The organism is Listeria rocourtiae subsp. hofi (assembly GCF_963575615.1).
GTDB lineage: Bacteria > Bacillota > Bacilli > Lactobacillales > Listeriaceae > Listeria_A > Listeria_A hofi.
Genome location: NZ_CAUYTL010000009.1, coordinates 46,562 through 71,236 on the forward strand (window position 1 = coordinate 46,562; position 24,675 = coordinate 71,236).

Annotated in this window: 23 protein-coding genes; 22 read left to right on the forward strand and 1 reads right to left on the reverse strand. The window is 40.0% G+C overall.

The genetic code is table 11. The features are described from left to right. Positions 1-119: 119 nt before the first annotated feature. The 16 genes from prfB to phoU all read left to right on the forward strand — a co-directional run bounded on the left by prfB (position 120) and on the right by phoU (position 17,812). A protein-coding gene (gene prfB, locus R8925_RS06070; protein WP_430535003.1) for a peptide chain release factor 2 occupies positions 120-1,221 on the forward strand; the annotation gives its coding sequence in 2 pieces (ribosomal slippage) (positions 120-191 and positions 193-1,221; 1,101 coding nt in all). Between the two features lie 9 nt (positions 1,222-1,230). Then, positions 1,231-2,100, forward strand: a complete 870-nt coding sequence (locus tag R8925_RS06075) for a YitT family protein (RefSeq protein ID WP_430535004.1) — start codon at positions 1,231-1,233, stop codon at positions 2,098-2,100. A gap of 543 nt (positions 2,101-2,643) precedes the next feature. Further along, the gene (gene ftsE / locus R8925_RS06080) at positions 2,644-3,330 is read left to right on the forward strand and encodes a cell division ATP-binding protein FtsE (RefSeq protein WP_036069037.1); all 687 of its coding nucleotides are present in this window, start codon (positions 2,644-2,646) and stop codon (positions 3,328-3,330) included. Beyond that, positions 3,320-4,207, forward strand: coding sequence for a permease-like cell division protein FtsX (gene ftsX, locus R8925_RS06085; protein WP_430535005.1), 888 nt, complete (start codon positions 3,320-3,322; stop codon positions 4,205-4,207). The genes ftsE and ftsX overlap by 11 nt, the downstream gene beginning before the upstream one ends. 97 nt (positions 4,208-4,304) lie before the next feature. Then, complete coding sequence (locus R8925_RS06090) at positions 4,305-5,576, forward strand: C40 family peptidase (RefSeq protein WP_430535006.1); 1,272 nt, start codon at positions 4,305-4,307, stop codon at positions 5,574-5,576. Positions 5,577-5,708: 132 nt separating this feature from the next. Beyond that, entirely contained in the window at positions 5,709-7,082 is a 1,374-nt protein-coding gene (locus tag R8925_RS06095) for a murein hydrolase activator EnvC family protein (protein WP_430535007.1), read from the forward strand. A 115-nt stretch (positions 7,083-7,197) separates the two neighbouring features. Continuing rightward, positions 7,198-8,649, forward strand: a complete 1,452-nt coding sequence (gene cls, locus R8925_RS06100; RefSeq protein ID WP_430535008.1) for a cardiolipin synthase — start codon at positions 7,198-7,200, stop codon at positions 8,647-8,649. Positions 8,650-8,661: 12 nt separating this feature from the next. Then, positions 8,662-9,834, forward strand: coding sequence for a serine protease (locus tag R8925_RS06105; RefSeq protein WP_430535009.1), 1,173 nt, complete (start codon positions 8,662-8,664; stop codon positions 9,832-9,834). Positions 9,835-10,036: 202 nt separating this feature from the next. Next, on the forward strand, positions 10,037-10,750 hold the full coding sequence (locus tag R8925_RS06110) for a response regulator transcription factor (protein ID WP_430535010.1): 714 nt from the start codon (positions 10,037-10,039) through the stop codon (positions 10,748-10,750). Next, the gene (gene pnpS / locus R8925_RS06115; RefSeq protein WP_430535011.1) at positions 10,747-12,519 is read left to right on the forward strand and encodes a two-component system histidine kinase PnpS; all 1,773 of its coding nucleotides are present in this window, start codon (positions 10,747-10,749) and stop codon (positions 12,517-12,519) included. The genes R8925_RS06110 and pnpS overlap by 4 nt, the downstream gene beginning before the upstream one ends. A gap of 181 nt (positions 12,520-12,700) precedes the next feature. Continuing rightward, on the forward strand, positions 12,701-13,600 hold the full coding sequence (locus R8925_RS06120; protein ID WP_430535012.1) for a phosphate ABC transporter substrate-binding protein: 900 nt from the start codon (positions 12,701-12,703) through the stop codon (positions 13,598-13,600). A 96-nt stretch (positions 13,601-13,696) separates the two neighbouring features. Continuing rightward, positions 13,697-14,617, forward strand: a complete 921-nt coding sequence (pstC, locus tag R8925_RS06125; protein WP_185341966.1) for a phosphate ABC transporter permease subunit PstC — start codon at positions 13,697-13,699, stop codon at positions 14,615-14,617. Next, a complete protein-coding gene (gene pstA / locus R8925_RS06130) occupies positions 14,614-15,498 on the forward strand; it encodes a phosphate ABC transporter permease PstA (protein ID WP_430535013.1) in 885 nt (294 codons plus the stop codon). Before pstC ends, pstA begins: the two co-directional genes overlap by 4 nt. A gap of 99 nt (positions 15,499-15,597) precedes the next feature. Then, complete coding sequence (gene pstB / locus R8925_RS06135) at positions 15,598-16,341, forward strand: phosphate ABC transporter ATP-binding protein PstB (protein ID WP_430535043.1); 744 nt, start codon at positions 15,598-15,600, stop codon at positions 16,339-16,341. 25 nt (positions 16,342-16,366) lie between these two features. Continuing rightward, positions 16,367-17,140 (forward strand): phosphate ABC transporter ATP-binding protein PstB, encoded by a 774-nt coding sequence (pstB, locus tag R8925_RS06140; RefSeq protein WP_430535014.1) that lies wholly within the window; start codon positions 16,367-16,369, stop codon positions 17,138-17,140. Positions 17,141-17,152: 12 nt separating this feature from the next. Beyond that, positions 17,153-17,812 carry a phosphate signaling complex protein PhoU gene (phoU, locus tag R8925_RS06145; RefSeq protein WP_430535015.1) on the forward strand — a complete coding sequence of 220 codons (660 nt, stop codon included), beginning with the start codon at positions 17,153-17,155 and terminating at the stop codon, positions 17,810-17,812. Between the two features lie 46 nt (positions 17,813-17,858). On the opposite strand, the gene R8925_RS06150 is transcribed toward phoU, so the two are convergent. Continuing rightward, positions 17,859-18,254: a helix-turn-helix domain-containing protein gene (locus tag R8925_RS06150; protein ID WP_036076692.1), complete on the reverse strand. Its 396-nt coding sequence runs from the start codon at positions 18,252-18,254 to the stop codon at positions 17,859-17,861. 223 nt (positions 18,255-18,477) lie between these two features. Here R8925_RS06150 and R8925_RS06155 point away from each other — a divergent pair, with 223 nt between their 5' ends. The 6 genes from R8925_RS06155 to uvrB all read left to right on the forward strand — a co-directional run bounded on the left by R8925_RS06155 (position 18,478) and on the right by uvrB (position 24,674). Continuing rightward, complete coding sequence (locus tag R8925_RS06155; RefSeq protein ID WP_430535016.1) at positions 18,478-18,783, forward strand: ArsR/SmtB family transcription factor; 306 nt, start codon at positions 18,478-18,480, stop codon at positions 18,781-18,783. A gap of 22 nt (positions 18,784-18,805) precedes the next feature. Continuing rightward, positions 18,806-20,887, forward strand: a complete 2,082-nt coding sequence (locus R8925_RS06160) for a heavy metal translocating P-type ATPase (RefSeq protein ID WP_430535017.1) — start codon at positions 18,806-18,808, stop codon at positions 20,885-20,887. A gap of 140 nt (positions 20,888-21,027) precedes the next feature. Continuing rightward, positions 21,028-21,411 carry a hypothetical protein gene (locus R8925_RS06165; protein WP_430535018.1) on the forward strand — a complete coding sequence of 128 codons (384 nt, stop codon included), beginning with the start codon at positions 21,028-21,030 and terminating at the stop codon, positions 21,409-21,411. Between the two features lie 14 nt (positions 21,412-21,425). Further along, positions 21,426-22,076, forward strand: coding sequence for an HD domain-containing protein (locus R8925_RS06170; protein WP_185341958.1), 651 nt, complete (start codon positions 21,426-21,428; stop codon positions 22,074-22,076). A gap of 18 nt (positions 22,077-22,094) precedes the next feature. Next, complete coding sequence (locus R8925_RS06175) at positions 22,095-22,337, forward strand: CsbA family protein (RefSeq protein WP_430535019.1); 243 nt, start codon at positions 22,095-22,097, stop codon at positions 22,335-22,337. Positions 22,338-22,697: 360 nt separating this feature from the next. Further along, on the forward strand, positions 22,698-24,674 hold the full coding sequence (gene uvrB, locus R8925_RS06180; protein WP_430535020.1) for an excinuclease ABC subunit UvrB: 1,977 nt from the start codon (positions 22,698-22,700) through the stop codon (positions 24,672-24,674). Position 24,675: the final 1 nt, after the last annotated feature.

Here is a 24,675-nt window from a genome sequence, read left to right on the forward strand (position 1 = left end):
ACCAGAATTTTTCTGGTTTTTTTGTATGCCGTCAAGATACTAATCGCAGTTTTCAGCCAAGTATGCTATATTATTAAAGATGCATTATTTGCATGAAAAATGAAAAAGAGGTGTTCAGAATGGAATTAGCTGAAATTCGCAATGAACTAGAGAAAACAGCCCAACAAATCAAAGACTTTAGGGGGTCTCTTTGACTTAGACAGCATAGAAGTTCGAATTGCTGAGTTAGAGGATCAAATGCTGGATCCAGAATTTTGGAATGACCAGCAAGCGGCACAGAAGGTCATCAATGAAGCGAATGGTTACAAAGATACGTATAACGCGTTTCATGAGTTAGAAAAAGAGCAAGAAAATCTAGAACTCAGTTTAGAGCTTTTGCGTGAAGAAGCAGATGAAGAATTGCAAAGCGAATTAGAAACAGAATTAACGAATTTTATGGCGAAGTTAACAGATTTCGAACTGAAATTAATGTTAAGTGAGCCTTACGATAAAAATAACGCAATTTTGGAATTGCATCCAGGTGCGGGTGGAACAGAGTCACAAGATTGGGGTTCTATGCTCTTACGGATGTATCAGAGGTGGGCTGATAAGAAGGATTTCAAAGTCGAAACGCTTGATTATCAAGCAGGAGACGAAGCCGGGATTAAGAGCGTGACATTGCTCATTAAAGGACATAATGCATATGGCTATTTAAAAGCAGAAAAAGGTGTTCATCGCCTCGTTCGTATTTCTCCATTTGATTCTTCAGGACGTCGCCATACATCCTTCGTATCGTGTGATGTGATGCCAGAAATGGACGAGGATATCGAAATTGAAGTTCGTCCAGAAGATTTGAAAATTGATACGTATCGTGCGACCGGAGCAGGCGGTCAGCATATTAATACGACCGATTCAGCTGTCCGTATGACACACATTCCGACAGGGATTGTTGTCACATGCCAATCTGAACGCTCCCAATTAAAAAACCGCGATCAGGCAATGAAAATGTTAAAAGCAAAACTATACCAAAAAGAACAAGAAGAAAAAGAAAAAGAGCTTGCCGAACTTCGTGGAGAACAAAAAGAGATTGGCTGGGGAAGTCAAATACGCTCCTATGTATTCCACCCATATTCGATGGTAAAAGATCACCGTACAAATGTTGAAACCGGAAATACCCAAGCAGTGATGGATGGCGATATTGATGAATTTATCAATGGATATCTGCGTTCACGGATTGATTAAGGTGGCAAAATGAACGAAATAAAGCCAGTCAAACGACGCAAACTGTCACCTAAATTAGCAAAAGTGATGGAGTACGTCTATGTTATTTTAGGTGCTTTCATTATCGCGCTAGCTTTTAATGTACTATTGTTACCCAACCATGTTGCTTCTGGTGGTGTGAGTGGAATTAGTACGATTATTAACTATTTAACCGGATGGACACCAGCATATATTCAATGGTCATTTAATATTCCGTTATTTTTTGCTGGGGTATTTTTCCTAGGTTATCAGTTTGGGATTAAGACATTTGTTGGTACAATGATTATGCCATTGTTTGTTTATTTAACTTCAGATTGGACAGTTTGGACGCATGAACCTCTTGTTGCAGCTCTTTTTGGAGGTGTTCTTGTTGGTATAGGCCTCGGAGTCGTTTTTCGAGGGAAAGCATCCACAGGAGGTACAGATGTTATAGCACAAATTTTGCACAAGTTTACGAATTTGTCGTTAGGTATTTGTGTTGCTTTAATTGATGGGTTTGTCGTTATTGCGGCTATGTTTGTCTTTGATATCGAATCGGGATTATATGCTTTAATTGGTCTGTTTGCGACAAGTAAGACGATTGACCTCGTTCAAGTAGGGCTTAATCAGTCGAAAACGGTACTCATTATATCGGAAAAGCAAGATGAAATACGTCAAGCGATCCTATTCCAAATTGATCGAGGTATTACACGTTTATCAGCAAAAGGTGGGTATACAGAGGATGACAGGCAGATTTTATTGTGTGTCATTGCCCAGTCAGAATTTTCCCGTCTTAAAGGGGTCATAAAAGAAATTGATTCGAACGCATTTGTCGTTGTGATGAGTGCAAGTGAGGTTATGGGGGAAGGCTTTAATATTTAGTAATACAGTGTAGAAGCAGCATTGACTTAGTTACGTTGATGTTGCTTTTTTTATAATACAGTTTGGACTATACCCTATTTTTGTATAACAGTTGTGTAACAAGATAGTAACTAAGTGTTTTTGAGAGGTTCTTTACATATTAAAAGCGGTCTATTCCAATTGATTTCGCTGTAACTATTTTTAATATCCCTGTAATATTAATTCACTGGAAAACGCGGTACAATAGGAGAGTAGCAAAAACAGTGCAGGAAGCGTGGCACGTTTTTTTATGGTCTTTTTACAAAGCTAGAAGTTATGAGATTTTCGTCGATTTAAATAGATGTAAATAAGTATGTTGCGAATAAAATAAAACTTGTCATTGGTTGAAATATAACTGTAATGTAATTAACCCGAACCTGAAAAATTGAGATGTTATAATGGTATTATGCGTTGTGACTTTACACACTTCAATAGAAATGGTGTATCTTCACTGCATAATCTGGGCTTACCTTACATGTTATATTATTCGAACTTGATTTAAGAAAGGCATAGTTAGGTGATAATATGATTGTTATGGAAGATGTGTATAAGAAGTATCCCAATGGCATTACAGCCGCGAACGGATTGAATATTCGGATCGATCAGGGAGAATTCGTTTATGTCGTAGGTCCAAGTGGTGCAGGTAAATCTACTTTTATTAAGATGATTTACAGAGAAGAGCGGGCGACCAAGGGAACGATTAATGTTGATAAGTTCGACTTACTCAGTATGAAAAATCGTGAAGTACCATTTTTAAGAAGGCACGTTGGCGTTGTCTTTCAGGATTTCAAATTGCTTCCAAGCAAAACAGTTTATGAAAACATTGCTTATGCGATGGAAGTGGTAGAAGAAGATCCCAAAGTCATCAAGAACCGTGTTATGGAAGTGTTAGACCTAGTTAATCTGAAACACAAAGTCAGAATGCTACCAGATGAGTTATCTGGCGGGGAGCAACAACGTATTTCGATTGCTCGCTCGATAGCCAATATGCCAAAGGTTTTAATTGCAGATGAACCAACCGGAAACCTCGATCCTGATACTTCATGGGAAATCATGAATATCCTTGAAGAAATAAGTAATCGCGGAACGACAATCGTTATGGCGACACACAATAAAGAGATTGTTAATACTCTGAAACATCGTGTTATTGCTATTGAAAACGGTAGAATCGTTCGTGATGAACAGCAAGGAGATTATGGCTATGAAATTTAGAACAGTAGGTAGACACTTTAAAGAAAGTTTTAAGAGTCTTTATCGAAATGGTTGGATGACGTTTGCTGCAGCTAGTGCGGTAACAGTAACTTTGATTTTGGTAAGTGTGTTCTTCGCAATTATGATGAACATGAACAAGTTAGCAGATGATGTAGAAAATGACGTTGAGATTAACGTGCATATTCAATTGACTGCTACAAAAGATCAACAGGATGAGCTAAAGGGCAACATTGAGCAACTGAGTGGCGTAGATAGCGTCACATTTTCTTCAAAAGATGAGCAAATGGAGAAGTTAGTCTCTACATATGGTAAAGATTTCGAGTTATTCGAACAGGATAATCCACTTTACGATGTGTTCATTGTTCAAGCGAAGGAGCCGAGCGAAACGGCGAAAGTTGCAACCGAGATTCAGAAAATGAAATATGTCGCAAAAGTGAACTATGGAGAAAAAACAGTAGATAAATTGTTTAATGTCTTGAAATGGGGACGATATGCTGGTATCATATTAAGTGCTGGCCTTTTGTTAACAGCCATGTTCTTGATTTCCAATACGATTAAGATTGCGATTTACTCGCGTCGAACCGAGATTGAGATTATGAAATTGGTAGGAGCGACAAACTGGTTTATCCGGTGGCCGTTCGTGTTAGAAGGTGCTTGGCTAGGTCTGTTAGGATCTATTGTTCCAGTAGCATTAACGTTTGTAGGTTATATTAACACTTACAATTTCGTCAATCCGAAACTTGGTGAAGGCACAAATCTTTCTCTGTTGACGCCAACTCCATTTATGTATGAGATAGCAGGATTAATCATTGCTATCGGAGTGTTGATTGGCATATGGGGAAGTGCAATTTCCATCCGTAGATTCTTGAAAGTATAACAACTAAATGCGTATCAGAGAAATGAACGCATTCTAAAAAATAATAAAAAATTTAATGAAAGAAAAGCCTAGGGAGCTTTTTAGGAGGTAAAATCTTTTGAAAAAAAATACTTTAATCGCTGCGTCAATGGCAGCTGTAATCAGTTTATCACCAGTTTTTACAACGAATGCATTTGCGGATGTTAACACAGATATTCAACAAAAGGACGCAAAGCTAAACGACCTTAAATCTAAGAAAGCTGATTTACAAGCTGATTTGTCATCGTTAGTGACTAAACTAGAATCAGCGCAAGCGAAATCGAAAGAACTACAAGCAAGCTTTAACAAGTCAGCAGAACAATTAAAGAAATTAAATGCTGATATCGCAGCTATTAATGCACGTATTAAAGAGCGTGAAGCAGTTCTCAAAGAGCGCGCACGTTCTATGCAAGTAAACTCAAACTCGAATGTTTACCTTGATGTTGTTTTAGGAGCTAGTAATTTCAGTGATTTAGTAGATCGCGTATCTGCAGTAAACACAATTGTTGATTCTGATAAAGCAATTCTTGACGAACAGCAAAAAGATGAAGATGCTTTGAAATCAAAATCTGCTTCTGTGAAAAAAGAGCAAGAGAAACAACAAAAAGCAATTGCAAGTTATGAAGAGCAACAAAATAAAATCGAAGCCCAAAAAGCTGAGAAAGAAGCTGTTGTAGCTCAATTAGCAGCACAACAAGCAACAACAGAACAAGAGAAATCTACTTTAGTTGCACAACGTGATAGAGAAGCAGCGGCAGCAGCAGCTCGTGCAGCGGCAGCGAAAGAAGCTACAACTGTTCAACCGATTGCAGCTACAGAAACTAAAACAGAGTCATCATCAAATACATCTGAATCTTCATCATCAGTAGCATCTTCTTCAAATTCAAATGATGATAGCTCTAAATCAGAGAGTAATACGTCAGCGAAAAAATCATCATCAAATACTTCTAGTTCTACAAACAATAGCATTGCCACACCAACAGGTTCTGGATATGATGCAATGATTTCAACTGCGTATGCACAATTAGGTAAACCATATTCTCTAGGAGCAACTGGACCAGGTTCATTTGACTGCTCTGGGTTCACTTCTTATTCATTCCGTGCAGCAGGAATATCTCTTCCAAGAACTTCCGGTGCACAATATGCAGCATCTACAAAAATTAGCTCAAGCCAAGCAAAACCTGGTGACTTAGTATTCTTCAGCTATGGTAGCGGAATTGCTCACGTTGGTATTTATATTGGTGGAGGCAAAATGATTAACGCTCAAAACGATGGCGTTAAAATTGATAGCCTTTCAAGTGGCTTCTGGGCACAATCTCTTGTAGGTTTCGGCCGTGTAGCTAACTTCTAATTTTGAATGATATTAAAAATTTTTGAAAATAGAAAAGTACCTTTGTATAGTTATTTACGAGGGTGCTTTTTTTCTAACTTGAGATATGGTAAAAATAGTAATATATGAATTTGATTTAGGAGGAAATAATGTATGACATATAAGAAATTACTTGCGAATGGCCTTGCAATTACTGTAGCAGCTGGACTTTTTACTTTCGTTCCAACTAATGCAAAGGCTGCTGATTTAAATGAACTACAAAAACAACAACAAGCGATTCAGCAACAACGTTCTAATATAGATAGCCATATTGATGAGAAGGATCATGATGTATCTGTTCTAGAAAGAAAACAACAAACAACTGCGGCAGAGCTAGAAAGCCTAGTCAAAAGTATAACGGAAACCAATAAGAAGCTACAAAAACAGCAACAAGAAGTATCGGTGACTAATGCAGAAGTTAGTAAATTAAAGAATGAAATCACCGTGTTGCAAAAAAGTATTGAAGACCGCCTTAATTTATTGAAGGATCGCGCACGTGCTATCCAAATAAACGGAAATGGTCAAGAATATATGAATGTTCTTTTAGATTCGGATAGTTTTAGTGATTTTATTGATCGAGCGACATTAGTATCTACGCTTGTCAACGCGGATAAAGATATTATGACGGATCAGCGAAAAGATGAAGATGCTTTGAACTCGAAGCAAAAGCAAACGGAAACAAAACTAGCGAACTTAAAGAAATTATCTAATGAAATCGCGCTTTCTAAAAATAACCTAGAGAGTCAAAAAAGCCAAAAAGATGAGCTAATCTTGGCTATTGCAGCGGAAAAAGATTTAACGCAGCAACAAAAGAATGATTTATTAGCACAACAAGGCCAGTTAGCAGCGAATGAACAAACAATAGCTGGAAACATTCAAGCGGAAAAAAATCGTCAAGCACAATTACAATTAGAAGCGGCCCGCAAAGCAAGTGCAGAACGCGCTGCAAGAGAAGTTGCTGCCAAAGAAGCTGCGGCAAAAGCAAGATCTAAAGCGGTGACGCGGACAGAAACAGCTGCAGCAGCACCACAAGAAGAGCCGACAACAGTTTCTATTCCGTCTATTAGTGCGGGTTCTCAAACTGGTATGTTCATTAAGCCAGCTGCTGGAATTCTTACATCTGGATTTAGTGATAGAACGAATCCTGTCACAGGCCAACACGAGTCGCATAAAGGACAAGATATTGCGGCTGGCGGGAGCGTACCAATTTATGCGGCAGCAGGCGGAACGGTTGTTTTCTCTGGTTTTGGTGCTCCAGGTAGCGGTTATGGTGGCTATGGATATGTTGTTGAAATTGATCACGGCAATGGCTATCAAACACTGTACGGTCATATGAGAGCAGGTAGCTTACAGGTTGTTGCCGGGCAAAGTGTTTCTCAAGGGCAAGGTATTGGAATGATGGGCTCAACTGGGCAATCAACAGGCCAACATCTCCACTTTGAAATACACAAAAATGGTGTTCCTGTAGATCCATCTCCTTATATTTAAAATCAAGCTCGATTAGCCAGTAACGGTTAGTCGAGCTTTTTGTTGATATTGAGGCAATACTTCACTCCTGATTTATGATATGATTAAAAGGTACATTATTATTGGGAGGTTCATTATGGGGATTATTGCGGGATTACTGATTGTTTTACTAGTAATCAATCTGTTTTTTGCCGCTGTGATGGTGTTTCTAGAACGAAGAGACACCTCGGCAACATGGGCTTGGCTACTTGTACTTACTTTCATACCTGTTTTGGGGTTTGTTATATACTTAATATTTGGCCGGAAGCTCTCACATCGCAAAATTTTTGACTGGAAGGGACAGGAGAAAATTGGGCTGCGGGAGTCAACCGATAATCAGATTAATATGATTAGGCAGCAAGAGTTTCCATTTAGCGATCGGAATGTGGCGAAACATCGGGATTTAATTTATTTACTTCTAGTGAATGACGGCGCGATTTTGACGCAGGATAATGAAGTGACTATTTTTACGGATGGTCATGAGAAGTTTGATGCATTGATACGAGATATTGCAAAGGCGAAGAATCACATTCATTTGATTTATTATATTATTCATTCGGATATGCTGGGACACCGTTTACAGGAGGCGCTAATTAAAAAGGCGAACGAGGGACTAGATGTGCGTGTGCTTTATGACGCGATGGGCTGCCGAACAACGAAGAAAGCTTTTTGGAATAAATTGAAGCAAAGTGGCGTGAAAGTGTGGCCGTTCTTTCCTTCGAAGCTACCATTGATAAATTTCCGATTGAACTATCGAAACCATCGTAAGTTGGCGATTATCGATGGGGAAATTGGATACATTGGTGGATTTAATGTCGGGGATGAATATCTTGGACTTGATGATAGTTTTGGATATTGGCGCGATACACATCTCCGGGTTCGTGGAAAAGCTGTTTTTGCTATGCAGACGCGTTATATTATGGACTGGAATTCGGCTTCGTCGACTAGTCAAAAATTAGATTATCAAACGCGTTATTTTCCTAGTTTTCATGGAAAAGGGCAGACGAGTATGCAGATTGTTTCAAGCGGACCAGATTCGGAATGGCAACAGATTAAGAACGGTTATATTAAGATGATAAACTCAGCGAAGAAATCGATTTATCTGCAATCACCTTATATAATTCCAGATGCGAGCTTGCTGGAAGCGTTGAAAATTGCGTCGCTCTCTGGTGTGGACGTGCGTTTGATGATTCCTAATAAGCCAGATCACGCGTTTGTTTATCGTGCAACGACGAGTTATTGTGGGGAATTGATTGAAAGTGGTGCGAAAGTTTATATTTATGACAATGGATTTATTCATGCAAAAACAATGGTCGTGGATGGGGAAATCGCCTCTGTAGGAACCGCAAATATGGATTTTCGGAGTTTTAGATTGAATTTTGAAGTGAATGCGTTTATGTATGAGAAGAAGATTGCACAGAAATTGGAGGACATTTTCTTGCAGGATATTTTGAAATCTTACCAGCTGACGGAGGAAATTTATGCTGAGCGCTCATTTTGGATTAAAGTAAAAGAGGCGGTGTCGCGGTTACTCTCCCCGATACTATAAGAGGTGAATGGGATGGAAACAATCATAGTAGAAATTGTAAAAGGAATTGGCAGTATACTGGTACAACCTGCGTTATACGTCTCGATATTAATCACGATTCTTGCAGGGTTTAGTCGTACCAAGTGGGAGCGAAAATCGTTTCGCGTTCGGATACATTCACCCTGGCAAGAGCTAAAAGGCTTCTTTGGGTTGGGGATTGTTTTTGGGCTGGCTATATCGATTGTGGTGGGCTTTGTAGGATTTTCTTTGACAATTGGTTGGATTGCGATTTTTAATGTTGTACTAATTGTCTTGTTGTTGATTGGATTGTTCAGAATGGCTTCGACGGCGTATACAATTGGTATTACGAGCTTGGTTTTTTATGCAGTGTATTATTTTGATTGGTCACTAGCGCCGTTTGAGAATCGGATGCTACCAATTAGGGATTTATATATTGATAATTTCATGATTGCGCTTGTGTTTGTATTGGCGCTATTGCTTGCAGTGGAAGCTTTTTTGATTCAGTTTTCGGGAGCGTCTCAAGCTTCCCCAATGCTTCGAAAAAGTGGGCGTGGGAAATTGATTGGAGCATTTCGTTTACGTCGATTATGGCTATTACCGTTACTTTGCTTTGTTCCAGGACAAGGTTTTGCAGCACTCTTTGATTGGTGGCCGATTTTTCAAATTGGGAACCAGACGTTTTCAGTTATGATATTACCGATTGTTATAGGCTTTCAGCAACAAATTCAGTCACAATTACCAGCCGAAGCGACCCATAAAATTGCAATTCGGGTAACAAGTTTATCAATCTTAATCGCACTTCTAGGTGTTGTAAGTATTGTGATTCCAGTTGTTAGTTTGCTTGCATTTGTAGTAGCAATAGGCGGTCGTCTATGGGTTTCCTACCGTCATCGTAACGAAGAGCAAAGTGCAGCATTCAAGTTTACGCCACAAAAAGACGGCATTATGGTTTTGGGGGCAAGGGAGCATACACCAGCAAGTCGGATGGAAATTTTAGCAGGGGAAGTTATTATGGAAGTAAACGGGAAGGCTGTCTTAAATCGTGAAGACTTATACGAAGCTTTAAACGAAAACCGAGCTTACTGCAAACTAAAAGTCCGCGACAACAAAGGTGAGCCACGAATTGTCCAAACCGCGCTCTACGAAGAAGATTCATTCGAACTTGGACTATTCATGGTAGAATAAAGTAACTTGCTTGAGAGTATCAGAGTGGAACTTTTACGATAGAGATGGGTAGTTTGCTAACCCTGAATTTTAAGATTGTGTTAAGAGTGATCGTATTCTAACCGATAAAGCTGAAATCGTGCTATATTTTAGTAGGAAAGTACGTAACAAAGCTGTGGCAGGATTGTAAAGGCCGCGTGTTATGAATGGGGAGGAAAGAGCATTGACCAAGATTTTAGTAGTAGATGATGAGTCTTCTATTGTAACTTTACTGCAATTTAACATTGAAAAGGCTGGCTTTGATGTAGTGACGGCGGAAGATGGCAGAACCGGATATGAACTTGCTTTGTCAGAAAAACCGGATTTGATTGTACTCGATTTGATGTTACCGGAAATGGACGGGATTGAGGTTTGTAAACAGTTACGTCAAGATAAGGTGGAGACGCCGATTTTGATGTTAACGGCAAAAGATGACGAATTGGATAAAATTATTGGTCTGGAGCTTGGTGCGGATGATTATTTGACGAAACCGTTTAGCCCGCGTGAAGTAGTGGCGCGAATTAAGGCCATTTTGCGAAGGAGTGCAGGGAAAGCGGCAGATGTGGAACCAGAGGATGCCCAGAAAGAGAGGGCGTTACAGATTGGTGAGCTGAAAATTTTGACGGAGAGTTACGAGGTGTATTTGCGGGACGAATTGCTGGATTTGACGCCGAAAGAATTTGAGTTGTTGGTATATTTGGCGAATCATCGAGGCAAAGTTTTCTCGCGGGATCAGTTGCTAGATGCGGTTTGGAATTATGATTATATTGGTGAGACGCGAATTGTGGATGTTCATGTGAGTCATTTACGCGATAAAATTGAGGCAGATACGAAGCAACCACGCTATATCAAGACGATTCGTGGTTTTGGCTATAAGATGGAGAACGTGAAATCATGAAAAAATTATGGCTGAAAATAGGACTGTCTTTTTTTATCTTATTTTTTATTGTCATGGTGATTGTCGGCTTTTTTTCAGGAGAGTTGATGAAGAGTGTTTATTTAAATATGAAGGAAAGCCAATTACAGGATGATGCTCAAATTTTGCTGACAACGACAAAGTTGGAAGATATAGACTTGGATCAGAATGCAGATAAAATTCAGGCAGATTTGAAACCGCTCGAGGATAAAATTGACGCTCGGATTACGGTGATTGATCAGTCTGGGCATGTTGTTGCAGATACGAAGGAAGATCCACATAGCTTGGGGAGCCACATGGACCGTCCAGAGGTTCAGGAAGTTTTGGAGCAGGGAAAAGATGTCGGGATTGCGACACGAAAAAGCTCGACGCTCGGCTATAGCATGCTCTATGTTGCGGTTCCAATCACGCATAGTGGTGTGACGGATGGCGTTTTAAGAATTTCGATCTCATTGGAATCTGTGGAAAAAGCAGTGAACCAATTATGGCTAAGCCTAAGCTTGATTTTTGGCTTGGCGCTTGTGTTTATAGGTTTTATAAGTGCGGTGATTGCGCGTCGGATTACACGTCCGGTCAACGAAATTATCGATGTGTCAATGGATTTGGCCAACCATCGTTACCATAGTAGAATTACTGGCAAAACGAGCGGTGAGTTGCAGGATTTATCGGTGAGTGTGAATCAATTAGCCCAAAGTTTAGAGAAGCAAATGCAGGAAATCGAGCTAAATCAGCAGCGACTTAGCGGTATTGTGCAGAACTTGGTTAGCGGTGTTATGCTAATTGATCACAAAAAATTTATCGTTATGATAAATCCGATGATGGAGCAGATTATCGGTGAAAAAGGACTTACAGGAAAAGCCTATTATGAAGTTTTAAAAAGTTTTGCTTTGGCGAAACTCGTGGATCAATGTCTGGAACAAAAAGCATTTCAGCAAGAAGAAATTACAATCTATTTTCCGCGGGAGCTAATCTTGGACGCAAACGTTTCACCAATTCTATCCAAAACAGGTAATATTACAGGAGTGATTGTGTTGCTTCATGATATTACGGAGATTAGGCGACTAGAAAATGTACGCTCTGAGTTCGTCGCGAATGTTTCGCATGAATTAAAAACGCCAGTTACAGCGTTGAAAGGCTTTGCAGAAACGCTACTCGATGGAGCGATGTATGATGAGGCACTACTCAAAAAATTCCTTACAATCATAAAAGAGGAGAGTGACCGTTTGCACCGTTTAATTATGGATATTTTGGAATTGTCACGGATTGAGCAGAAGCATGTGTCAATGAATTTAGAACAGGTGGATGTGGAAGACGTTATAATTACAACGATGGATACGGTTCGCTCAATGGCTCTGGAAAAAGAGATTCAGCTTGTGCTACCGAATGTGGTAGCACCAATTATTATTCAAGCTGAGCGTGATCGACTGCAACAAATCCTGATTAACCTCATTTCAAATGCGATTGTTTATACCCCACAAAATGGAGAAGTTTCAGTCGGTGTAACGGAAAATAAAGCTAATGATACGATTGCAATAACTGTTATGGACAACGGGATTGGTATCCCAGCCAAAGATATTGATCGGATTTTTGAACGTTTTTATCGGGTAGATCGTGCTCGTAGTAGACATTCGGGAGGCACTGGGCTTGGACTTTCTATTGTGAAACATATTGTTGAAAGTTGTGGTGGTCAGATTCAAGTGGAAAGTATTGAAGGTACAGGCACAACATTTACTGTAATACTTCCTAAATAATAATAATGAGTGCAGGTCGTCATTTCTAGCGACTTGCACTTTTATTTTGTCATCCGTTTTTTATAAATTTTACATAATCATCATCTTTACATTCTCTTAACATTAGCTACATAACCCCTTAATTCTTTAGAGGTATAGTAAGCTTGTAAGTTAAATCGATAAAAAAGGTGGTTTACAATTCATGAAGAAGAGATTTTTAGGATTAGTAGCTGTTATTGCAGCATTCACAATGATTATAGCAGGATGTGGGAATTCAAGTACATCATCAGATAACGCTAATGGAGATAGTAAAGAAGTTTCTGGTTCAATTACGGCGGTCGGCTCAACGGCACTGCAACCTCTTGTCGAAGCTGCTTCAAAACAATTCACAGCTGAAAATCCTAAAGCACAAATCAACGTGCAAGGTGGCGGATCTGGTACTGGTCTAACGCAAGTGCAACAAGGCGCTGTGGATATTGGTAACTCAGATGTTTTCGCTGAAGAAAAAGATGGCGTTGATGCTTCAAAATTAGTAGATCACAGAGTAGCAGTAGTTGGAATGGCTCCGGTCGTTAACAAAGACGCTGGCGTAAAAAATATATCTAAACAGCAATTAATCGACATCTTCACAGGAAAAATTACAAACTGGAAAGATGTTGGCGGTAAGGATCAAAAAGTTACAATCATTAATCGTGCAGAAGGAAGCGGAACGCGTGCGACTTTTGAAAAATGGGGCTTAGATGGAGCAACTCCAGTCAAAGCACAAGAGCAAGATTCCTCAGGTACGGTTCGTAAAATTGTAAGTGAAACACCAGGAGCGATTAGTTACCTAGCATTCTCTTACATTGACGATTCGATTCAAGGGCTATCACTTGATAATGTGAAGCCAACAGAAGACAACGTAGCAACAAATGATTGGAAAATTTGGGCTTACGAGCATATGTATACAAACGGTGAAGCAACAGGATTGACAAAGCAATTCCTAGCTTACATCACAAGTAAAGAAGTTCAAAATGACTTGGTGCCACAATTAGGTTACCAATCGATTCACTCCATGAAAGTAGAACGTGACGCTAAAGGGAATATCACAGACGTGAAATAAAATATATTGGGGAGGCGTCTACTTCTAAGTATAGAAGTGGGCGCAAACCCGCTTGTTGGGCATAATAGAGCTCAGCATTGGAAAGGAGTCTACGCAGTGGAAGCACGAGAAAAAGCATTAACGCAAACTTCCAAAAAGGCCCGTCTTGAAAAAAGAGGGAAAATCATAACGTTTATCTGCATCAGCATCATGGTGATTGCAGCGGCATCCATTCTTTTCTTTGTTATATCGAAAGGACTGGCTACTTTTTTTGTCAATAACGTTTCGTTCGTTGACTTTATCACAGGAACAGATTGGAACCCTTCCAAAATAGACGCGGCTGGAAATCCACTCGTTGGTGCCTTGCCGATGATTCTTGGTTCTTTTGGCGTGACCTTACTTGCAGCTTGTATCGCTGCTCCACTCGCAATTGGCGCCGCTATTTTTATGGTGGAAATATCACCGAAGTTTGGTAAGAAAATATTACAACCAGTTATGGAGTTACTCGTTGGGATTCCATCCGTTGTTTACGGTTTTATTGGGCTCAGCGTTGTTGTTCCGTTTATTCGGGAACATATTTCGGGAAGTGGCTTTGGGATTGCAGCGGCGACGGTAGTTTTGACGGTCATGATTTTGCCGACTGTAACCAGCTTGACTGTGGATGCGATTCATTCGGTACCACGGCATTATCGTGAGGCTTCGCTTGCGCTAGGTGCAACACGGTGGCAAACGATTTGGAAAGTAATTTTACGCAGTGCACGACCAGGTATTTTAACTGCTGTTGTTTTTGGAATGGCACGCGCGTTTGGTGAAGCACTAGCTGTACAAATGGTTATTGGAAACTCCGTGGTTATACCGACTTCGTTATTCGAACCGGCATCCACGTTAACTAGTATTTTAACAATGGGAATGGGAAATACCGTTATGGGGACACTTGAAAATAACGTGCTTTGGTCGCTAGCAATGGTGCTACTGGCTATGTCACTGTTCTTTATCATTATGATCCGCTTTATCGGCCGTAGGAGGAAAGTCAAATGAATGTAAAAACAAAAGATAAAATCGCGACAGGAGTCTTTTATTTCATCGCGCTACTTATTATCGTCATTTTGGCTGGATTACTCGGTTATATTTTAGTTCGCGGTGTACCACATTTGAGTTGGAACTTCCTTACATCACCACCAGAATCTTTTAAAGCGGGTGGAGGGATTGGCCCGGAAATCTGGAACTCCTTCTACATGCTACTTATTACGATGATTTTATCCGTGCCAATCGCGCTTGGTGCTGGTATTTATATGGCAGAATATGCTCGCAAAAATTGGCTGACAGATTTCATTCGAACAACAATCGAAGTGCTATCTTCTCTGCCATCAATCGTAGTAGGATTATTCGGTTTCTTAATTTTCGTGTTACAGATGGGGTGGAGCTTCTCAGTTATTTCTGGGGCGCTCACGCTAACCATCTTTAATCTACCTCTACTTATTCGTGTCATTGAGGAAGCACTAAATGCTATTCCAAATACACAACGAGAAGCAGGACTTGCATTAGGCTTGTCGCGCTGGGAAACGATAACACGCGTTCTAGTTCCAGCCGCACTTCCAGCAATCGTAACCGGTGTTATTTTGGCCGCGGGACGCGTGTTTGGTGAAGCGGCCGCATTAATCTACACTGCTGGGCAAAGTACACCAACGCTTAATTTCGGAGATTGGAACCCCATGAATCCGACATCGCCACTCAACATTTTCCGTCCAGCAGAAACACTTGCCGTTCACATTTGGAAAATTAATGGGGAAGGAATCATGCCAGACGCAGCAGCTGTGTCTGCGGGAGCATCCGCCGTACTCATTCTTTCTGTGCTACTTTTCAATATTTTAGCCCGCATTCTAGGGAAATACGTATTCAAAAAGATGACGTCTTCCTGATTTGGCGGACAAAAGGAGTTTTGTAAAATGATGGCAACTACTAATATACCGTTCGCGATAAATGAAACCGAGGAAATCGTAACAGCAGGTGCGCCCGCGATGGCAACCAATGATTTGCATGTCTATTACGGTGACAATCACGCGATTCAAGGTGTTGATTTAGAATTCCATGAAAACCAAGTGACGGCGCTTATCGGCCCATCTGGATGCGGAAAGTCGACGTATCTTCGCGCATTAAACCGAATGAATGATGAGATTGATGGCTGTCGAATGGAAGGCGAAATTTTGTATAACGGCATTAATATTAACCGTAAAGAAGTCGATTTATACAATGTTCGAAAAGAAATCGGGATGGTTTTCCAAAAGCCAAACCCCTTCACAAAGTCGATTTTTGAAAACATTGCTTTTAGTTTGAAGCGTCATGGTATAAAGAATAAAGCTGAACTTGCAGAACGCGTTGAGAAAAGCCTTCGTAGTGCTGCACTTTGGGATGAAGTCAAAGATGATCTGGGGAAAAGTGCTCTATCTTTATCGGGCGGTCAGCAGCAACGTTTATGCATTGCCCGTGCTATTGCCATGCAGCCAGAGGTTTTACTACTTGACGAACCAGCATCTGCGCTAGATCCGATTTCCACTAGTAAAATAGAAGATTTAATTCACGAACTGAAGAGGAAATATACGATTATTATCGTGACGCACAATATGCAACAAGCCGCGCGCGTATCAGATCACACCGCCTTTTTTTATCTTGGAAAAGTAGTAGAAGTGAGCGATACAGGGACGTTATTTACAAAGCCATCAAACAAGCAGACACAGGACTATATATCGGGTAATTTTGGATAATCCAAAGTGGGAAGGAGACACCCCAATGTCAACAATAACCGAAACGGAATTCGTCGTTGAAACAAGAGATGTAGACCTATTTTATGGGCAAAAACAAGCATTGAATAAGATAAGCTTAAACTTTAAAAAAAATCGTGTGACGGCGCTTATAGGGCCTTCTGGATGTGGGAAATCCACTTTTCTCCGCACGTTGAATAGAATGAATGACTTGATTCCCAATGTTACGATTAAAGGTGAAATCAAAGTCGCCAGCGAAAATATCCAAAGCTCTAAAATTGATACCGTTAATTTAAGGAAAAAAGTCGGAATGGTTTTCCAACAACCAAATCCGTTCCCATTCTCTATTTATGACAATGTCGCTTACGGTCCAAGAACCCATGGTGTTACTAATAAGAAAAAACTAGATGAAATCGTTGAACGGAGCCTACGCCAAGCCGCGCTTTGGGATGAGGTTCATGACCGTTTGCATAAATCGGCGCTCGGTATGTCTGGTGGTCAGCAACAACGGCTTTGCATCGCGCGTGTTCTAGCTGTTCAACCAGAAGTAATTCTTATGGATGAGCCAACTTCAGCGCTTGATCCAATTTCTACAGCAAAAATGGAAAATCTTATTTTGGAGCTAAAAAAAGATTATACAATTATCATCGTGACGCATAATATGCAACAAGCATCACGAATTTCCGATGAAACTGCCTTTTTCCTGAACGGTGAAATCATTGAATTCACTGATACGACAACTATTTTCACGAATCCCGCAGAACAACAAACGCAAGACTATATCTCAGGACGATTTGGATAAGGAGCGAAGCATATGCCAGTTAGAAAAATTTTTAATGAGCAGTTAGATGAGTTACATCAACATTTACTCGAGATGGGAATGCTAGTTAATGAGGCGATTTATAAAGCTGTGAAATCACTTGTCAATCGTGATCATGAACTAGCAGAAAATGTTATCGCAAATGATCGTGCCATCAATAATATGGAATTAGCGCTGGAGCAACGATCTTTTGAATTAATCGCACTTCAACAACCAGTCGGCATCGACCTTCGCAAAATCGTCACGGTCCTAAAAGTGAGTTCAGATTTAGAGCGAATTGGTGATCATGCGGTTAGTATAGCAAAAACCACCATATTAGTCGGGCGAACAAAAGTTGTAAAACCGATTCCAGAAATTCAGGAGATGGGTGATATCGTCAAAGCAATGGTTCACGATGTATTAAAAGCGTATTTGGCGGAAGATGAAGAAGTTGCACGTGAAATTGCGTCGCGTGACAATGAAGTTGATAAATTCCAACGCGTGATTTATACAAAATGCATCCATTTCATGCAAGAAGATCCAGATCATTTGGAGGAAATTTCATACTTATTGCTAGTATCGCAGTACTTGGAGCGGATTGGTGATTACGTAACTAATGTCTGCGAATGGATTGTATATCTGAAAAGTGGCGAAATTGAAGAGTTGAATAACTAGTAGCGCAAAAATACTCTGTCGCGATTGTGCGACAGAGTATTTTTATTTAATTATTTAATTTCCGAGCTTGTTTCAATGTGAATTCAAGTGAATCCATAATAAACTCCGTCGTTTCTTCTTGCAAATACTCCCCATTTAAATGTTGGTGCTCCTCATAGCGCAAATCCTCAATAATTTTCTCGATACGTTTAGCAATATCATTTTTCTCTTTTGTTGTGACCGGCTTATATGAGGGTTCACTATTTTGGCCAATTAGATAATCTACTGAGACATCGAATAACGTTGCAATATGGCGAACCGTGTCCAAATCAGGTTCTCGAATACCATATTCCCAGTTACCATATGTAGAAGGGGCCTTGAGTCCGAGTCTTCTTGCTGTTTCGGCTTTCGACCAGCCTTGCTTTTCCCTTAAAACTGTTAATCGTCCGCTTAAATCTGGCATGCTATCACTCCTTTGTGTAAATTATATCATGATTTTGCAGATTGAGCTCTTTTTTTACATAAATAAACTCATTTTGTTCATAAGGAATAAAAGGGTTGCAATTTTGTCTATTTTATATTAATATATGTTTATATAAACATATATTAATGAATCGAGAAGTAGATATATTTTTTTGACCTATATATGTGTATATGGTCATATAAGAGAATTGGAGCGATGTGAAATGGAACAAAACAAGCAACTACTAGGTGAAGAAACACTTTTTGGAGTTACGCAAATATTTAAAGCACTGGCTGATCCGACGCGTGTTCAAATTTTGAATTTGGTTCAAGATCAGGAGTATTCAGTGAACGACATTGCGAGAACGCTCGGTTTCAATCAGACGACGGTTTCTCATCAATTACGTTTTTTAAAGAATTTGCGTTTAGTAAAATCAAGGCGCGAAGGAACAACGATTTATTATACACAAGACGATAATCACGTTTTAGAGTTACTCTCGCAAGCGATTAGGCATGTGGAACATCAATAATACAGAAGGGACGAGGATAACAATGGCTGAATTTAAACTATCAGGTCTTTCCTGTGCGCACTGTGCACAAGAGATGGAAGCGGAAATGAAGAAGTTGAAACATGGTAAGGATGCAAAAGTACTCTATAACTCTGGGAAAATGGTAATTTCGAATAAGATGGCGATGGATGATGTGGAGAAAATCTTGAAGCAAGAAGGTGTTTTTGTTGTAAAACCGGACGGTGATCATGATCACAATCATAGTCACGGGGATACAAAACTTATCGTTCAGATTGTTATTTCGACGTTGTTATTCTTCTTTGCCCTTCTCACAGACAAATATTTACCAACTTGGGGCTCGTTTAGCATTTATTTCGTAGCTGCGGCGTTGAGCGGTTACCAAACCTTTTTCAAAGGACTCAAAAATTTATCGCGTTTGAAATTTAACATTGATACGTTGATGACAGTTGCGCTAGTTGGAGCATTTATTATTGGGGATTGGCGCGAAGGAACGGTTGTAGCGATACTGTTTGGTGTAAATGAATACTTAGAAGGCTTTGGAATGCGCCAAGCACGCAAATCAATGGCAGAGTTGTTGAAAGTTGTACCAAAAACGGCCAATCTTTTAAAAGATGGAGTTGCAACAGAAGTACCGATTGATGAGCTAGAGCTTGGTGATACAATTTTGATTAAAGCAGGAGGAAAAGTACCATCTGATGCAGTGATTATTGATGGGAAAAGTTCTGTGAATGAAGCCGCGATTACTGGCGAATCAATGCCTGTTGAAAAACAAATTGGCGATGCATTGTTCGGTGGCTCCGTCAATAATGAAGGAACGCTGAAAGCTAAAATTACAGCAGTTTACGAAGATTCATCACTTGCTAAAATTTTGCATTTGGTGGAAGAAGCGCAGGAAACGAAAACGCCAACAGAATTGTTCATCGATCGGTTTGCAAAATATTATACACCGATTATTATGATATTTGCTGTATTAGTGACGATTATACCGCCGTTATTCTTTGGTGGAGCATGGAGCCAGTGGGTTTATGAAGGGCTTGCTGTATTAATTATCGGTTGCCCGTGTGCGTTAATCCTTTCCTCGCCAGTTGCGATTGTATCAGGAATTACTCGTAGCGCTAAAAATGGTGTTTTAATCAAAGGTGGCGTTTTCTTAGAGCAGCTCGCCAAAACAAAACAAATTGCATTCGATAAAACAGGTACATTAACGGAAGGAAAGCCAGCTGTTGAGAAAGAAGTAGTTTACGATGAAGCGAATTTTTTCCGAATTTCCAGTATGATGGAGAAGAGCTCAGGTCACCCAATCGCGGCTGCAATCATCGCTCGTATAGGCGCAGTAGACGCTGAAATGGACGATCTAACAACAATTGGCGGGAAAGGACTAAGCGGTACTTTTGAGGGGAAACGTTATTTTCTCGGAAATGAGCAGCAAATCCCAGAATCGAGCTGGACGGAGATAGCTAGAACTGATGTCAAAGCGCTAAAAGATGCGGGATATACAGTTGTGATAACTGCATCAGAAACTACGATTCTTGGCATATTCGGTATTCAAGATGCACTGCGTAAGGAAAGCAAGGATCTCGTGACACAGCTTCATCAAGCAGGTATGACCAATATCATTATGCTGACTGGTGACCACGAAAAAACAGCGGAAAAAGTAGCACGAGAAATTGGTATTGACAATTATTATGCGAGCCTTTTACCAGAAGATAAGTTAACAAAAATTGGAGAACTACAAGCTCAAAATGGCAATATCGCAATGGTCGGTGATGGTATTAATGACTCCCCTGCACTCGCAACTGCAGATCTCGGTATTGCGATGGGGAAAGGGACTGATAGCGCTATTGAAGTTGCAGATATTGTACTTATGCAAGACCATTTAGGAAAACTGCCAATAACAGTCAGGATTGCTAAAAAAGTACGATTTGTCGTTGGCTTCAATATTGCTTTTGCATTAGGTCTTAAAGTGGCGGCTTTATTACTAGCTTTAACAGGCTATTTAACCTTATGGATGGCTATCATGGCAGACATGGGCGCTACTATCGTTGTAACCATTTTCGGACTTTCAATTCTATTCCGAAGCAAGGCCGAAAAGGAAATAAAATGAGCGGTAAAAAACAAGAAGCAGAAATGCTTCTTGTTTTTTGCAATAAACGAGCCAACCGCTTATCAGCAAGTGCTTAAGGTTGCTATCAATACTTATCCTCGTTATACTAGTAAAAAAAGAACGCCATTTGGGGGAAGAATATGAAACAGCTACCTACCAGTAAAAAAATAATTGTTGTTCTGGGCATCATTCTCTTACTCACAATCTCAGTTACAGCAATCATGTTCAACGATGATTTAACATCGGTCATCATTATTTCAATCGTCCAATTTATTCTGATTCAAGCAGTGTGTTACATTGGCATATACTCTGTTATGAAAGTCGGAGTGACGCGGGGCCATAAGCTATTTACATGGGGTATATTGACGACATTAATTTTCATGGGTCTTATCTATATTTTTGCAGCAGACAATTTCAGACAATATTCGGCAGCAATTATCGCTTTACTTGGATTTAGCTCTGCTTTAATTATGCGTGAAGTAGAAAATACGCATCCAGATAATAAAAAACAAGAAGAACAATGAGGAGTTGATATAAAATGGGGATTCATCAATATTTTCGCAGTTTATCGGATCTAGAAAACATTTACCGTTGTCCAGGTAAGTTCAAATACCAAGAACATTCGGTTGCTGAGCATTCATTCAAAGTAACCCAAGTGGCACAATTTTTAGGCAATGTAGAGGAACAAGCTGGTCAAACTGTTAATTGGCGTGCACTATACGAAAAAGCGCTCAATCACGATTATCCAGAACTGTTCATTGGTGATATCAAAACACCAGTTAAATACGCGACCGCAGAACTTCGCGAAATGTTGTCAGAAGTAGAAGAAACGATGACACGGAATTTTATTAACAACGAGATACCCGCTGAATTTCAAGCTATTTATCATGTTTTACTCAAAGAAGGTAAAGATGACACATTAGAAGGCCAAATTTTGGCGGTAGCAGATAAAGTAGACCTACTCTATGAATCATTTGGTGAAATCCAAAAAGGCAATCCAGAACCAACATTCACAAAAATATATAGCGAGGCATTAGAAACAATTTATCAATTCCGTGAAATGGCTTGTGTACAGTATTTCTTACGTGAAATTTTGCCTGATTTACTAGCCGAAAAAAATATCGAGAAAACGGATTTACCAGCTTTAACAGATGAAATCAAAGCGCGTGTTTTAAAATCAGATAGCTAAAAAGGGAGAGCGAAGCCTGTGTGGGATCAGTTAATTTCGGCGTTATTTTTTCCAGGACTCTTGGTTATTATATTGTCTCGAATAACATATCAACGTTTTGTAGGTTTAGGGCTTACTCTGATTTTAATAACTGTTTCCGCGCGAATGGGCTTTACAAATACATGGTGGCTTATTAGTTTAGATGCAATTTCGATGACAATAGGCTTCTTTTTGGCCACGCGAATGCTCGGCAGATTGCGTGAAGCAGACAAAGAAGTATAGAAATCGAACGCTGAGGTTTTGCGGAAAATCATGTGAGGTAGTTTTTCTATAGTCTGAAGGCTTTGCTTAATTGCGAAGCCTTTTTATGTTTAAACGAATGCGAAAATATGTTCGCTTTTTGCTGGCGGATTTAGACTAATTATGTTAGAATGAATACAAGTGATGAGTCTGCGAGTCTTACTGGATAGGGGCTAAGTTTGACTTTATATAAATCGAGCGGAAGCGTTTGGATCTCCATAGTTTAGTGGGAGCCGAAAGTACGGGTACGGAAGAACTGATGAATGAATAGTTCGCCATGTTCAAGCGCATAGCCGATTATTTGAGGTACGCAACAGACTTGTGTCGGAGGAGGAAAAGAGGGTGAAAGATACATTTCAGCTAGTTTCGAAATATACGCCACAAGGAGATCAGCCGAAAGCCATTGAGAAATTAGTGGCAGGTCTCAAAAATGGCACTAAACATCAAACTTTACTTGGAGCAACTGGTACTGGTAAGACATTTACAGTTTCAAACGTTATCCAAGAAGTCAATAAACCAACGCTTGTCATCGCACATAACAAGACTTTAGCGGGGCAATTATATAGTGAATTTAAAGAATTTTTCCCGAATAACGCCGTAGAATACTTTGTAAGTTATTATGATTATTACCAACCAGAGGCATACGTCCCACAAACAGATACGTTTATAGAAAAGGATTCTAGCGTAAATGACGAGATTGATAAACTACGACATTCGGCTACGGCATCATTATTTGAAAGACGCGACGTTATTATTATAGCTAGTGTTTCTTGTATTTATGGTTTAGGTTCGCCAGAGGAATATGGCGCAATGCTCGTTTCATTAAGGCCGGGAATGGAGATTAGTCGTGATCAATTATTACGGGATTTAGTAGAAATACAGTACGATCGCAATGATATCGATTTCCAGCGCGGTCGTTTTCGTGTCCGTGGAGATGTTGTGGAAATTTTTCCGGCATCACGTGATGAGCACTGTATGCGAGTGGAGTTTTTTGGAGATGAAATTGAACGAATTCGCGAAGTGGACGCACTGACTGGTGAAATTATTGGCGAACGGGAACATGTCTCTATTTTTCCAGCCTCTCACTTTGTAACACGTCCAGATATTATGAAGAAAGCGATAGTGAACATCAAGGCAGAGTTAGAGGACCGCTTGAAAGTTTTGCGTGCGGATAATAAACTACTTGAAGCGCAACGCTTGGAGCAACGTACAAATTATGATATTGAAATGATGGAAGAGATGGGTTATTGCTCAGGTGTTGAGAACTATTCACGTCACTTGGCTATGCGAGAAGCAGGTTCTACACCGTATACATTATTGGATTTTTTCCCCGATGATTTTCAAATTGTCATCGATGAATCACATGTAACGATGCCACAAATTCGAGGGATGTATAATGGAGACCAGGCGCGTAAACAAATGCTAGTAGACCACGGGTTTAGATTGCCGTCTGCTTTGGATAATCGTCCGTTACGCTTGGAGGAATTTGAGGAGCACGTAAATCAAATCATGTATATTTCGGCGACACCAGGGCCATACGAGTTGGCATTAAATCCAGAAGTTATTCAGCAAATTATTCGTCCGACTGGTTTGCTCGATCCTATTATTGAAATTAGACCGATTGAGGGACAAATTGATGACTTAATGGATGAGATAAATGAACGTATTGAGAAGAAAGAACGTGTGCTGATTACAACGTTGACAAAGAAAATGTCTGAGGACTTGACTGATTACTTGAAAGAAGCGGGGATTAAAGTCCAATATCTACATTCTGAGGTAAAGACGTTGGAGCGAATCGAAATTATACGAGATTTGAGACTAGGTGTTTACGATGTTTTAGTAGGAATTAACTTGCTTCGTGAAGGAATCGATATTCCAGAGGTCTCACTAGTTACGATTCTTGATGCGGATAAAGAAGGTTTCTTACGTTCTGAGCGATCGCTCGTACAAACTATTGGTCGTGCTGCGCGTAATCAGAACGGTAAAGTAATTATGTATGCTGATAAGATGACGGATTCTATGAAGTTCGCGATTAGCGAGACAGCGCGTCGTCGTGAAATTCAAGAGGCATATAATTTAGAACACGGCATAACACCGCAAACAATCATTAAAGATGTTCGTGGCGTCATTGCCGCAACAACCGCTGCCGAAGAACGTGAAGCAGAGCATCTGAAAGATCTGAGTAAGATGAACAAGAAAGAACGCATGGCATTTATTGAGGAATTAGAGCATGAAATGAAAGATGCAGCAAAAGCGCTTGACTTTGAGCGTGCGGCGCAACTTCGTGATACCTTACTTGAGCTAAAAGCGGAAGGATGAT